Source organism: Shimia aestuarii, assembly GCF_900114635.1.
Taxonomy (GTDB): Bacteria; Pseudomonadota; Alphaproteobacteria; order Rhodobacterales; family Rhodobacteraceae; genus Shimia; species Shimia aestuarii.
In genome coordinates this window covers 20,016-32,339 of record NZ_FOTQ01000004.1, presented here as the reverse complement: position 1 = coordinate 32,339, position 12,324 = coordinate 20,016, and the positions used below count along the sequence as shown (strand labels likewise).

The following is a 12,324-nucleotide window of genomic DNA, read 5'->3' as shown; positions in this document are numbered from 1 at the left end:
ATTCGGCTGTCATAAGGTTGAGCGACCTTATCAACGCGCGTATCACTGGTCAAAAGCGCTTTGAACATATTGGAGAAATTCATGACAACGCACTCGGTCTGTGTCTTTTGCGGCTCACGTTCGGGCCAGGACCCCGCTTATCGCGCAGGCGCAGAGGCGCTTGGCGAGATTATCGCCGAACGCGGATGGCGTTTGGTCTACGGTGCGGGGGACATCGGGTTGATGGGGGCGGTGGCCAACAGCTGCCAGATGGCGGGCGGTGACACCTTCGGCGTGATCCCGACCCATCTTCTCAAATGGGAGGTGGGCAAGACCGACCTCAGCCGCTTTATCGTGACCGAGAACATGCACGAGCGAAAAAAGGTCATGTTCATGAATTGCGACGCGCTGGTGGTGCTGCCCGGCGGGGCGGGATCACTTGACGAATTCTTCGAAGTGCTAACATGGCGCCAATTGGGCCTGCATCAAAAACCGATCATCATCCTCAACATCAACGGTTTCTGGTCGCCGCTGGTGGCCTTGGTGGATCATGTGATCGAACAAGGCTTCGCCGAAAGCACGCTGCGCGAGTTCTTTCACGTGGTCGATGACGTGGCCGGGGCGACCGAAGTTCTCGACGCGACCTTTTCCTGACGCCACGAGGACAGGGAATAAAGCGCCAGCGCCGCCCAGATCATAGGGAAGGCGATCATGTGCCAGAGGCTGAACGGCTCGGCAAAGATCACGACAGCGCACAGGAATTGCAGCGTGGGGTTGAGGTATTGCATCAGCCCCACGGTGGACAGAGGCAGTTGCCGTGCCGCGCGTGAAAACAGGATAAGCGGCGTTGCCGTCAGGGCCCCTGAAAACACCAACAGAACAGAATCCTGCAAGGATTGGCCAAAGACCCCGCCCCCGGAACTGTGGAAATGCCACAGCACGAGGATGGCGATAGGACAAAGCAGCAGCACCTCGGCGGTAACGGACACCACGGGGCCAAGCGGCAGACGTTTCTTGAGCAGACCATAAAGCCCAAACGTGCCCGACAGGATCAGCGCAATCCAAGGTGCGACGCCAAGCCCGACCGTGAGCACCAGAACCGCCAGCCCGGCCAGACCGACCGCCAGCCATTGCGCCGTTGATTGGCGTTCCCCAAGAACCACGCGTCCAAGAAGCACGGACACCAGCGGAAACAGGAAATACCCCATGCTGGCCTCGGTCGCCTGATCCGAGCCGACGGCGCTGATGAAGACAAACCAGTTGGTCGAAATGAGAAGTGCGGCGATCAGAACCGCAGCCCCCTGTTTCAGCGGACGCCCGACATGCGCCAGTTCCCGCTGCCGTCCCTGCACCATGAGCAGCCCGGCAAAAAGCGTCGCGGACCAGATCGTGCGATGGGCCAGAACCTCGATCGGGGCGATATGGGCCAGAAGTTTGTAGTAGAGCGGCGACAGGCCCCAGATGACACAGGCCAGGATCATCGCCAATAATGCCCGCTTGCGTTCGTTCATGCCCATGCTTCCTTGTCCAACGCCTGTTGATGGACCGGGCAAGCCGGGTTGGCAAGTCGCCTAGAGCTTTTGCGCCCAGCTTTCGCGTTCTATGGCAATGCGTTCCGGGTCCATGAAGTGATCCAGCATCGCCGCCCCGGCCACCTCGTAGGCCTGTTCCAGGGGCAGCGCGATCTGCGCATCAAAGGCCGCCTTGCCTTGGCTGATTGCGGGGGCGTGTTGCGCGGCCAGTCGCCGGGCAAAATCACTCACCGTGTCTGTAAGGCACTCGGGGGTCGAGACCCGGTTGATCAGCCCGACCCGATGCGCCCAGACCGCGTCGACGGCCTCGCCCGACAAGGCCAGTGCCATCGCGTGACGCCGCCCGATCGCCCGCCCCACCGCCACAAGCGGTGTTGAACAGAAACCACCGTTTTTCACACCAGGCAGGCAAAAGCGCGCCTGATCTGAAGCAAAGGCCAGATCGCAGGCGGCCACCATCTGCAGCCCCGCCGCCGTGGCGATGCCCTCGACTCGCGCAATGGTTGGCCTTGGAAAGGTCGCCAATGCCGTCATCATCGCCGCGCACTTGTCAAACAGTGCGCCAAGATAGGCCCGCCCATCGTCCGGTTCGCTTCGGCAGGCGGTGATTTCCTTGAGGTCATGCCCGGCACAAAAGATATGGCCCGGCCCATAAAGCACCAGAACCTTGACCTCTGCATCCTGCCGCGCGCGCGCCAGCGCCGCATGAAGCGCCGCGATCATCTGGCTGGACAGCGTGTGCGCAACGCCACCGCCAAGTGTCAGCGTGAGCACGCCGTCCTCAAGCGTCTCTGTCACAAGCTTGGTCTGGTCTTTGGCCATTGCATTGTCCTCCCGTCGCGCAGGATGCACAGGCCGCCCTGCCCTGACAATCCCCCGCGCTGCAACGAAAAAGGGCCAGCCCCATGGCCAGCCCTTTCCAATTCGCAGATCGCGTTTGGCTTACATGCGCGAGGCGACGTTTTCCCAGTTCACGAGGTTGTTCAGGAAGTTGTCGAGATATGCGGGGCGCTTGTTGCGGAAGTCGATGTAGTAGGAGTGTTCCCACACGTCGCAACCCAGAAGCGCGGTCTGACCAAAGCAGAGCGGGTTGACGCCGTTCTCGGTCTTGGTCACGGCCAGCGAACCGTCGGCGTTTTTCACGAGCCAGCACCAGCCCGAACCGAACTGGCCTGCGCCAGCGGCGGCGAATTGCGACTTGAACTCGTCGACCGAGCCAAAGCTCTCGACCAGCGCTTTTTCCAGCTCACCCGGCATGGCCGACGCGCCCGGACCCATCATTTCCCAGAACTGGTTGTGGTTCCAGAGCTGCGAGATGTTGTTGAAGATGCCGTTCTGAGCCACCGCGCCCGCGTTGTAGGTGCCGGTGATGATCTCTTCCATCGACTTGCCTTCCCACTCGGTCCCGGCGATCAGCTTGTTGCCGTTGTCGACATAGGCCTTGTGGTGCAGGTCGTGGTGATATTCGAGCGTTTCGGCGCTCATGCCTTTGTCGGCAAGGGCGTCGTGGGCATAGGGAAGATCGGGAAGTTCGAAAGCCATTTCAAAGTCCTCTTGGTTGTTCGAGCGTTAATTGATGATCCCCAGATGCGGGGGATTGGCGGGGAAGGTCAAGGGCAAAGCGTTGGATTCCTAGCGCGGCGCACAGCTTCCGCCGGCACTGTATTGCCCCGGTGAAAACGGCGATCTGGTCGGCTCGTCCACCAGCGGCGCGATGGCGTTGGCGTTGGCCTGCCCGGTTTGTTTGAGATAGGAAAGCGTATAGTCGATCGACGGTGCAAAGCCCAGACGGGTCTGGACGTTGCGCAGGCGCCAGCGCACTGTCAGGCGCTTGTCGTTGTTGGTGCTGACCTTGGCAGCAATGGGCGCGCCGAATTCCTGGTTGATCAGGCTGTCAAACACCGATGCGGTCTGGGTCGCGGGATCGAACTTGACAATGATCTGCCCCCGGATCCAGCTATTCACGCCCTGCTTGGGGAAGGTGCAGTTGAACTCCTGCGCGCCTGCCGCGCCCGCGGTCAGCAGCGCACCGGACAGGATTGTCGCCAGAAACTTCATGCTTTCGCCCCCCAACAGGCCCTTGTGACCCTTCTGTCCTAGATTTGGTCACGACGGAGGGGGGATTTCAATAGGTTGGCGCAGGTTTTTGCCGGGATTTCCCCATGCAATACCGGCGCCTACCGCTTGGGGCGCGGCGCCTTGCCCGGTGCACAGGACCCATAGGCGGCATCATAGGCTTGGAACCCTGCATAGGATCGCACCATCAGGCGTTTCTGTTTTTTGAAATAGACTGCCTTGAACTAAAAGTCGGTCGTTTCCAAAATTGCGCCGGTTCGATACTCCACCGTGGGCACCTTTCGCACCTTCCACTTAAAGCCGAGCCGCTCATCCGTGTTTGTCGTGATCTTGGCTGAGACCGGCGTTTTCGCCACAACGAGTGTCACCTCGTCCATCACGACGACGCGGTTGTTCGCGGTATCATGGGAAAAGAAATACCGGCTCGTTGCCGCTCCGTTACGCGGCAAGTCGGTCATGGTGCAATCCATCACGGTCTGCGCCTGTGTCTGACCGGCAAGCACCGTGGAGAGGGCCATGGTTGCGGCCATGGCTGCACTTCGGAAGATCGTCTTTTTCATTGTGCAGGGGCTGATTGAAAAAGGTCGCGTATTTTGCCGGTCTTCACGGGCATGAGAGCCCCTGATTGGCCGAGTGCTTCACTTTGTAAGTCTCTGCCTATGCGGGCACAAACCAGACGCTCATTGCGGAGCCAAAAAGCGCAAACCAGAAAAGCGTGGCGCGCACCGAACGCGGCAAAAAGTTTTCTGGTCGGCTCATTGTGATCCTAATGCGCCGTCGTGCCCGGTGCCGCATAGATGATGAACCCGACAACCAGCAGAATAGCGGCAATCCGGAGCAGATTTTTCGATGTCATTTTCATTCGACGCCCTCTTCTCGCGCCCCCACAAAAAACACTCAAAACGGCCTTTTCACCCTGGAATATTCCCCAAAAAACATCCCGGAGCGGCGTGCACCCGGCCCTCAAATGACCCGGCGAACCCCATTGACCGACGCAAAAAAAGAAGCGAAACGCCTTCTCGGCGGCCTGTCCGCATGGATTTCATCCCGGCAGCAGAATGACGATCCAAGACACCCAAAAGGGGTATGCCCCCCTCAGAAAAAGCCAACTCTCTGAACAATAACGATTCTAATACACCTCTGCGTTGTAATGATTTTGCACCGCCGCTACTTAGCGTCAACACAAAAAATGCGCGGCCCTTGCGTCAGGTCCGCGCATCACATGCCGTTTTGTGGATTTGTCAGGAGAAATGCCCGACTTCGCCCCCTTGGGTGGCGGACAACCTGAGAATATCGAACACGTATTGTGCCACGGACCGGAAACAGATCACCTCAAAGCTGCCATCGTCATTGGCCCAGAACGCGCCGGCCACCTGCGCAAGGCGCGTGCGGCGGATGTCGCCTGCGCCAAAGGCGTCCGGCGACAGGTCGACCGGGGCCAGCTTGGCCAGAACTTCGCGGGCACCCTCCCCCGAAACGCGGAACACCGCCCGCGCGTCCGACACGTTGACCACCAGCGCATGCTGCCCGGCCAGCGCCGCGTTCAACGCCTCAACCATTTCGTAGGCCGCCCCATGCGCTACCATGATCAAAAGCTCGTCCGGCGACATCCACGCCACCGCACCGCTCTTGCCAAAGACAACCTTGCGGGTCTCGGGCATTGCTGCGCCAATGACGTTCCGGACAGCCGCTGCCATCTCCTTGGACGCCAGATCACCGCGCACGGTGATCATGCCGCGCAACCCGGTTTCCTCGACACGGGCGAACCCGTCAAAGCTTGCCCCGTTGAGGGCGCTCACAGCCTCAGACATTCTGCTTCTCCCCGTCCTTGTCATAGAACACCGGATCGACGATCTTCGCCTTCACCGTGCCGCCATCCACCTTGTTGAATTCGATCACCTCGCCCATACGTTCAGGCCCGCGATGCACGATGCCCATGGCGATGCCCTTGTCCAGCGTCGGCGAATAATAGGTCGAGGTGACGCGACCTTGGGTGTTGCGCTGACCGTTGGCATTGGTGCCCTCGGCAATCGCATAAGAGCCGTCCGGGATCACCGAGCCATCCAGCGTTTCCAGCCCGACCAGCTTCCAGCGGTTCGGGTCGGTCATGTGCGGACGCTGCTGCGCGCGTTTGCCAAGGAAGTCTTCTTTCTTCTTGGAAATCGCCCAGTTGAGCCCAAGATCCTGCGGGATCACCGTACCGTCGGTTTCGTCTCCGATCATGATAAAGCCCTTTTCGGCCCGCATCACGTGCAGCCCTTCGGTGCCATAGGGCATGATGTCGAACTCTTCCCCGGCCTTCAGCAGAGCATCCCAGAAGGCGCGGCCCTGGCTCGCGGGCACCGCGATCTCGTAAGACAGCTCGCCCGAGAAGGAAATCCGGTAGGCCCGCGCGTCAAAATCGCCGATCTTGCCGTCTTTCCACTCCATGAAGGCCAGCGCCTCTTTGCTGACATCCATGTCGCCGCCCAGCTTCTCGATCACCTTGCGGGCATTTGGCCCCACAACGGCGATCTGGGCATATTGCTCGGTCACGTTGGCGGTATAGACCTTCCAGTCCCACCATTCGCATTGCAGCCAGTCTTCCATCCAGCCGTGAATACGCTCGGCCCCGCCGGTGGTGGTGTGGCAGAGGAAGGTCTCTTCGTCGATGCGCGCAACCACGCCATCATCGATAAGAAAGCCGTTCTCGTTACACATCAGACCATAGCGGCATTTGCCGGGTTTCAGGGTGCTCATCATGTTGGTGTAGAGCATGTCGAGGAATTTCGCCGCATCCGGCCCCTTGACGATGATCTTGCCCAGTGTTGATGCATCCAGCAGCCCGACAGAGTTTCGGGTTTGCAGGATCTCCCGTTTCACTGCGTCGCCGTGGCTTTCGCCTTTGCGCGGATAGCAGTACGGGCGGCGCCAATGGCCAACCGGCTCGAAGAAGGCGTTCTGTTCTTCATGCCATTCGTGGATCGGTGTGCGACGCAAAGGCTGGAACGCCTCGTCACGCGCTTCACCGGCAATCGCGCCAAAGCTGATCGGCGTATAGGGCGGGCGGAACGTGGTCGTGCCAACGGAAGGGATCGGTGCGTTGAGCTGACCAGCAAGCGTTGCCAGACCGTTGATATTGCTGAGCTTGCCCTGATCCGTCGCCATGCCAAGCGTGGTATAACGCTTGGTGTGCTCGACGCTTTCATAGCCTTCCTGCGCGGCCAGACGCACGTCCGACACCTTGACGTCGTTCTGATAATCCAGCCACGTCTTGATGCGCAGTTTCGGCCCCGCGCCCTGCGGCATGAGCCAGACCGGCTCCATCGCCGCTTCGGGTTGCGGTTCGGCCATGGCCGCGTCCCAGTCACCGGGTTCAAAGCCACAGGCCTTGGCCGCGGCCAGACCCGCCGCACGGGCATCAGACAACACATCGGCCATGTCAAGCGGGCCGTTGGCGCTGCCTGCGGGGATGACGAACCCTTCGCCGTCCTGGTTGGTCGGCGGGCGGGTGGCGTCGGGCCGGAAATGGGCCTGATCCTCGTCCCAGACCAGCTTGCCGCCGCAATGGGACCAAAGGTGCACCACGGGCGACCAGCCACCCGACATGGCGACCGCGTCGCACTTGATCTCTTCCAGCACGCTGCCTTCGCCCGCCTGCGTGCAGATTGCCACGCTGGTGACGCGTTTGCCGCCCTTGACCTTGGCGATGCCCTTGCCATTCTCGATACGAATGCCGAGCGCGCGCGCCTCTTCGGCCAGCGCCCCGCCGCCCATGTTGCGGGCGTCCAGAATGACGGGCACTTCCAGCCCGGCCTTCTTGAGCGCAATCGCGGTGCGATAGGCGTCGTCATTGTTGGTGACGACCACGGTGCGGTCGCCAGCCGACACGCCCCAGCCGTCCACGTAATCGCGCATTGCTCCGGCCAGCATGACGCCGGGAATGTCGTTGCCTGCAAAGGACAGCGGGCGTTCGATGGCGCCGGTTGCGGTCACGATCTGGTTCGCGCGGATGCGCCACAGGCGGTGGCGCGGCGCATTGGCCAGCGGCGTGTGATCTGCCACGCGTTCATAGCCCAGCACATAGCCGTGATCATAGACCCCTGCCCCCATCATCCGGGTGCGGATGGTGACGTTCGACATCGCCTCGAGCGCCTCTGCGGCCTCGGTGACCCAGCCATCCACCGACATGCCGTCGATCTCGCCCCCATCAATACGGGCACGCCCGCCCAGATGCGAGGTCTGTTCCATGATCAGCACCTTGGCTCCGGCGGCCCCGGCGGCCAACGCGGCCTCAAGACCGGCAATCCCGCCGCCGACGACGACCACGTCGAAGAAGGCATAGAAATGCTCGTACCGGTCCGCGTCGCGGTCTTTCGGCACTTTGCCAAGCCCCGCCGACTGGCGCACGATCGGTTCAAAGACGTGTTTCCACGCGAAACGCGGGAACATGAAGGTCTTGTAATAGAACCCCGCCGGGAAGAAGCGGGTCATGTGGTTGTTGATCGCGCCCACGTCGAATTCGAGGCTCGGCCAGTGATTCTGCGAGGTGCAGGTCAGCCCGTCGAAAATCTCGGTCGTGGTGGCGCGTTGGTTGGGTTCGAACTTGCCGCCCTCGCCCATGTTGACCAATGCGTTCGGCTCTTCGGCGCCCGAGGCCACCACGCCGCGCGGGCGGTGATACTTGAACGACCGGCCCATCATCATCTGGTCATTGGCCAGAAGCGCCGAGGCCAGCGTGTCGCCTTCGTACCCGGCAAACTGCTTGCCGTTGAAGCTGAACTTTACCTGTTTGTTGCGGTTGAGATACTTACCGCCCGATGCGAGACGTGTGCTCATGAGAATTCCCTCCAGCGCCAGCCGGGATATTTCGCGGAAATCTTGTCCTTGATGTCCTTTGGCGGTTCCAGCGTCTGCGCCGGATAGGTGCCAAAGACCTCAAGCGTTGTTGTCGACCGGGCAGCATGGAAGAACTTGCCGCAGCCGTTGGAATGCCGCCAGCGCTCGAAATGCACGCCCTTGGGGTTTTCGCGCATGAAAAGATAGGTTTCGAACTCGTCATCGGTTGAGCCGGGGCCAAAACGCTTGAGGTGCGCTTCGCCTTCGGCATGCAGTTCGGTTTCCTCGGCATGAACGCCGCAATAGGGGCATTGAAGGGTTAGCATGTTGCGTCCTCCTGCAAAAAGTTGAGGGCAGCGCCCGAGCCTTGGCGAGTGCTGAAAGCGCCCTCCCGTGGGGAGGGTCGGGCGCTGCCCGGCATTGCCGGGCATGTAACGGTCACGTCAAACATCAATGCGCCACCCCTGCGGCCACTGATTCATCAATAAACCGGCCTTCGATAAAGCGTTCCATGCCGAACTCAGCACAAAGCGGACCCGGTTCGCCCTTGGCGATCAGCTCGGCCGTGGCCCAGCCGCCACCGGGAATGGCCTTGAAGCCGCCAGTGCCCCAGCCTGCGTTGATAAAACAGTTGCCCAACGGCGTCTTGCCGATGACGGGCGAGCGGTCGCCGGTCACGTCCACGATCCCGCCCCACTGGCGCAGCATCTTGAGGCGGCTGACCATCGGGAAGGTTTCGCACAGCGCGCGCACGGTTTCCTCGATATGGTGGAACGATCCGCGTTGGGTGTAGTTGTTGAACCCATCGGTGCCGCCACCAATCACCATTTCGCCCTTGTCCGACTGGGACATGTAGCCATGCACTGTGTTGGCCATCACCACCACGTCCATGCAAGGTTTGATCGGCTCGCTGACCAGCGCCTGAAGGGCGACGGATTCCATCGGCAGACGGAACCCGGCCATGTTCGCCAGATCGCCCGAGTTCCCCGCCACGACAAGGCCCAGCTTGTCGCAATCAATTGGTCCTTTGGTTGTGTCGACGCCTTTGACCGTGCCGCCTTCGGAACGGACGCCGATGACTTCGCATTTCTGGATGATGTCCATGCCCATATCCGAGCACGCCCGCGCATAGCCCCATGCCACGGCGTCATGCCGCCCGGTGCCGCCGCGCTCCTGCCAGAGCCCCCCCAGAACCGGGTAACGCGGCCCGTCAATATTGATGATCGGCACCAGCTCCTTGACCCGCTCCGGACCAATGAACTCGGTCTGAACGCCCTGAAGCGCGTTGGCATGCGCCGTGCGCTGATAACCGCGCACCTCGTGCTCGGTCTGGGCAAGCATGATCACGCCGCGCGGGCTGAACATAACGTTGTAGTTCAGGTCCTGGCTCATGGTCTCGTAGAGCGAACGCGCCTTTTCATAAAGCGCCGCAGAGGGATCCTGAAGATAGTTCGAGCGGATGATCGTGGTGTTGCGGCCGGTGTTGCCGCCCCCCAGCCAGCCCTTTTCGATGATCGCCACGTTGGTGATCCCGAAATTCTTGCCAAGGTAAAAGGCGGTGGCAAGGCCATGCCCCCCGGCCCCGACGATGATCACATCGTATTTCTTCTTCGGTTCGGGCGAACGCCACGCGCGTTCCCATCCGGTATGGAACCGGGCGGCTTCGCGGGCGATGGCAAAGGCTGAATAGCGTCTCATGGGCAGTGATTCCGATTAGGGAGAGTCCTGATACAATCTTATTGAACTGCTGCGCCCTCGGACAGGCGGTTCAAACCGCCGCATTGCCGTTCGGTTGCGACATACGCTGTCGTGATCACGATTTGCCCTTTTTCCCGCGCCCCTCCGCCTATAGATGGGGGACACTTGCAGGAGGCATCGAGGCATCATGGTATTCTGGATCACGGCAGGCGCTCTGGCCCTTGTGGCGGCAGGCATCATCGCGCTGGCGGTTCGTCGTCAACGCGGCAACAGCGAACATCCGGCGGAATATGATCTGCGCGTGTATCGCGATCAGCTCAAGGAGGTCGACAAGGATCTCGCACGCGGCGTGATCGACGAAGCCGACGCCACCCGCATCCGCACCGAGGTGTCGCGCCGCATCCTCGCCGCCGATGCCCAGCTCAAGGCGGAACAGGCCGGTGAGACCACGAAATCGCGCGGCGGCATGGCGTTGATCGTCGCCATGGGCGTGGTTTTGATCGGGTTGAGCTTTCTTGGTTACTGGAAACTGGGCGCGCCCGGCTTTCAGGATCAGCCGCTTACGCTGCGCATGGAAGAAGCCCGCGCGCGCATGGACAGCCGCCAAAGCCAAGCCGAAGCCGAAGCGCAGGTGCCCGCCTCTCCCGGCCCGACGCCGGACGCGGATTTCGTCGCCCTGATGGACAAGCTGCGCCAGACCGCCGCCGAACGTCCCGACGACCTTCAAGGGCAGGAACTGCTGGCCCGAAACGAAGCCTCAATGGGCAACTTCAAGGCCGCCTATACAGCTCAGCAACAGATCATCCGCATCAAGGGTGACCGGGCAAGTTCCAGCGATTACAGCATCTTGGCCAACATGATGATCGCCGCCGCCGACGGCTATGTCTCGCCCGAGGCTCAGGCCGCGTTGCGCCGCGCGATGGAGATCAACCCCGCCAACAATCTTGCCCGCTATTACTGGGGGCTGATGCTTCTGCAGAATGATCGCCCGGACCTGACGTTCAAGATCTGGGACCAGGTGCTGCGCCAGAGCCCGCCGGACGCGCCCTGGGTGCCCGCGATCCGCTCGCGGATCATGGATCTGGCGTGGTTTGCCGGCGTGGAATACCAGATGCCCGCCGCGCCGCATTCCGGCGACGGGCTGTCCGGCCCAAGCAACGACGACATGGAAGCGGCCAGCGAAATGTCGGCCGAAGACCGTCAGGAAATGATCCGCGGCATGGTCAGCAACCTTGCCGAGCGTCTCGCCACCGAGGGCGGCACACCCGAGGAATGGGCACGGCTGATCTCGGCCTACGGGGTTCTGGGTGACAGCGAACGCGCGCTGGTGATCTGGGAAGAGGCCAAGGGCGTCTTTGCAGAAAACCCCGAGGCGCTGGCCATCGTGCGCGCGGGCGCCGAACGCGCCGGGGTCGCGGACTGATGAACACAATCTTCGAGACCATCGAAGAAATGGCCGAGGTGCTGCCGCCAATGCAGGCGCTGATGGGACTGGACCTTGGCACCAAGACCATTGGCGTCGCGGTGTCGGACAGCTTTCAATCGGTGGCAACGCCGCTGGAAACCGTCAAGCGCAAGAAGTTCGGCATCGACGCCGCGCGTCTGATCGACATCATCGACAAGCGCTCGATTGGCGCTATCATCCTTGGACTGCCGCGTAACATGGACGGGTCCGAAGGGCCGCGCTGTCAGTCGACCCGCGCTTTTGCCCGCAATCTGGCGCCCCTCGTGGTGATTCCGATCGGGTTCTGGGATGAACGCCTGTCCACCGTGGCCGCCGAACGTGCCCTTCTTGAGGCGGATACGACCCGAAAACGTCGCGCCGAGGTGATCGACCACGTCGCCGCGTCGTATATCCTGCAAGGAGTGTTGGATCGTCTTGGACATATCAGGAGCGCGCAATGACCAAGGACGCCGTGTGGAAACGCAACGAGATCGAAAGCCCCTGTGTGCAGGTCTGTGTCGTGCATCCCGAAGAACGGATCTGCACCGGCTGCCTGCGTTCGATTGACGAGATCACGCGCTGGTCCAAGATGGATGCCGACGAACGCAGCGCAATCATGGCCGAGTTGCCGTCGCGCGCCCCACGTCTGAAGAAGCGCCGTGGCGGACGGGCCGCGCGTCAGGCCCGCGGCGTCTAAAGCCGTCAGCCGCCGTAGATCCGCTGTGCCAGCGCCCGTGCTTCCTCCCAAAGGGTCGCCCCTTTGATCAGGAGAATGGC

The 12,324-nt window shown here is 61.4% G+C and carries 13 protein-coding genes; 4 read left to right on the top strand and 9 right to left on the bottom strand.

The features are described from left to right. Positions 1–81 precede the first annotated feature (81 nt). Positions 82–633: an LOG family protein gene (locus BMZ35_RS11155; protein WP_093093940.1), complete on the top strand. Its 552-nt coding sequence runs from the start codon at positions 82–84 to the stop codon at positions 631–633. Here BMZ35_RS11155 and rarD read toward each other — a convergent pair. From rarD to BMZ35_RS11110, 9 genes are all read right to left on the bottom strand, one after another. After that, positions 576–1,490, bottom strand: a complete 915-nt coding sequence (gene rarD, locus BMZ35_RS11150; protein WP_093094176.1) for an EamA family transporter RarD — start codon at positions 1,488–1,490, stop codon at positions 576–578. The genes BMZ35_RS11155 and rarD overlap by 58 nt on opposite strands. Before the next feature lie 60 nt (positions 1,491–1,550). Further along, the gene (locus BMZ35_RS11145; protein WP_093093939.1) at positions 1,551–2,333 is read right to left on the bottom strand and encodes an enoyl-CoA hydratase-related protein; all 783 of its coding nucleotides are present in this window, start codon (positions 2,331–2,333) and stop codon (positions 1,551–1,553) included. Between the two features lie 120 nt (positions 2,334–2,453). Beyond that, positions 2,454–3,053 carry a superoxide dismutase gene (locus BMZ35_RS11140; RefSeq protein WP_093093938.1) on the bottom strand — a complete coding sequence of 200 codons (600 nt, stop codon included), beginning with the start codon at positions 3,051–3,053 and terminating at the stop codon, positions 2,454–2,456. Between the two features lie 90 nt (positions 3,054–3,143). Continuing rightward, positions 3,144–3,569 (bottom strand): hypothetical protein, encoded by a 426-nt coding sequence (locus BMZ35_RS11135; RefSeq protein ID WP_093093937.1) that lies wholly within the window; start codon positions 3,567–3,569, stop codon positions 3,144–3,146. 242 nt (positions 3,570–3,811) lie between these two features. Next, the gene (locus BMZ35_RS11130) at positions 3,812–4,147 is read right to left on the bottom strand and encodes a hypothetical protein (protein WP_093093936.1); all 336 of its coding nucleotides are present in this window, start codon (positions 4,145–4,147) and stop codon (positions 3,812–3,814) included. Between the two features lie 681 nt (positions 4,148–4,828). After that, complete coding sequence (locus tag BMZ35_RS11125; RefSeq protein ID WP_093093935.1) at positions 4,829–5,398, bottom strand: sarcosine oxidase subunit gamma; 570 nt, start codon at positions 5,396–5,398, stop codon at positions 4,829–4,831. Further along, positions 5,391–8,405: a sarcosine oxidase subunit alpha family protein gene (locus BMZ35_RS11120; RefSeq protein WP_093093934.1), complete on the bottom strand. Its 3,015-nt coding sequence runs from the start codon at positions 8,403–8,405 to the stop codon at positions 5,391–5,393. Before BMZ35_RS11120 ends, BMZ35_RS11125 begins: the two co-directional genes overlap by 8 nt. Then, positions 8,402–8,731, bottom strand: a complete 330-nt coding sequence (locus BMZ35_RS11115) for a sarcosine oxidase subunit delta (protein WP_093093933.1) — start codon at positions 8,729–8,731, stop codon at positions 8,402–8,404. The genes BMZ35_RS11120 and BMZ35_RS11115 overlap by 4 nt, the downstream gene beginning before the upstream one ends. Positions 8,732–8,855: 124 nt before the next feature. Beyond that, on the bottom strand, positions 8,856–10,103 hold the full coding sequence (locus BMZ35_RS11110; protein WP_093093932.1) for a sarcosine oxidase subunit beta family protein: 1,248 nt from the start codon (positions 10,101–10,103) through the stop codon (positions 8,856–8,858). Between the two features lie 187 nt (positions 10,104–10,290). Between BMZ35_RS11110 and ccmI the strand changes: the two genes are divergently transcribed. From ccmI to BMZ35_RS11095, 3 genes are read left to right on the top strand one after another with little or no spacing between them, the layout of a single operon-like run. Then, a complete protein-coding gene (gene ccmI / locus BMZ35_RS11105) occupies positions 10,291–11,526 on the top strand; it encodes a c-type cytochrome biogenesis protein CcmI (protein ID WP_093093931.1) in 1,236 nt (411 codons plus the stop codon). Next, complete coding sequence (ruvX, locus tag BMZ35_RS11100) at positions 11,526–12,008, top strand: Holliday junction resolvase RuvX (protein WP_093093930.1); 483 nt, start codon at positions 11,526–11,528, stop codon at positions 12,006–12,008. Before ccmI ends, ruvX begins: the two co-directional genes overlap by 1 nt. After that, positions 12,005–12,244: a DUF1289 domain-containing protein gene (locus tag BMZ35_RS11095; RefSeq protein ID WP_093093929.1), complete on the top strand. Its 240-nt coding sequence runs from the start codon at positions 12,005–12,007 to the stop codon at positions 12,242–12,244. The genes ruvX and BMZ35_RS11095 overlap by 4 nt, the downstream gene beginning before the upstream one ends. The last annotated feature ends 80 nt before the right edge of the window (positions 12,245–12,324 follow it).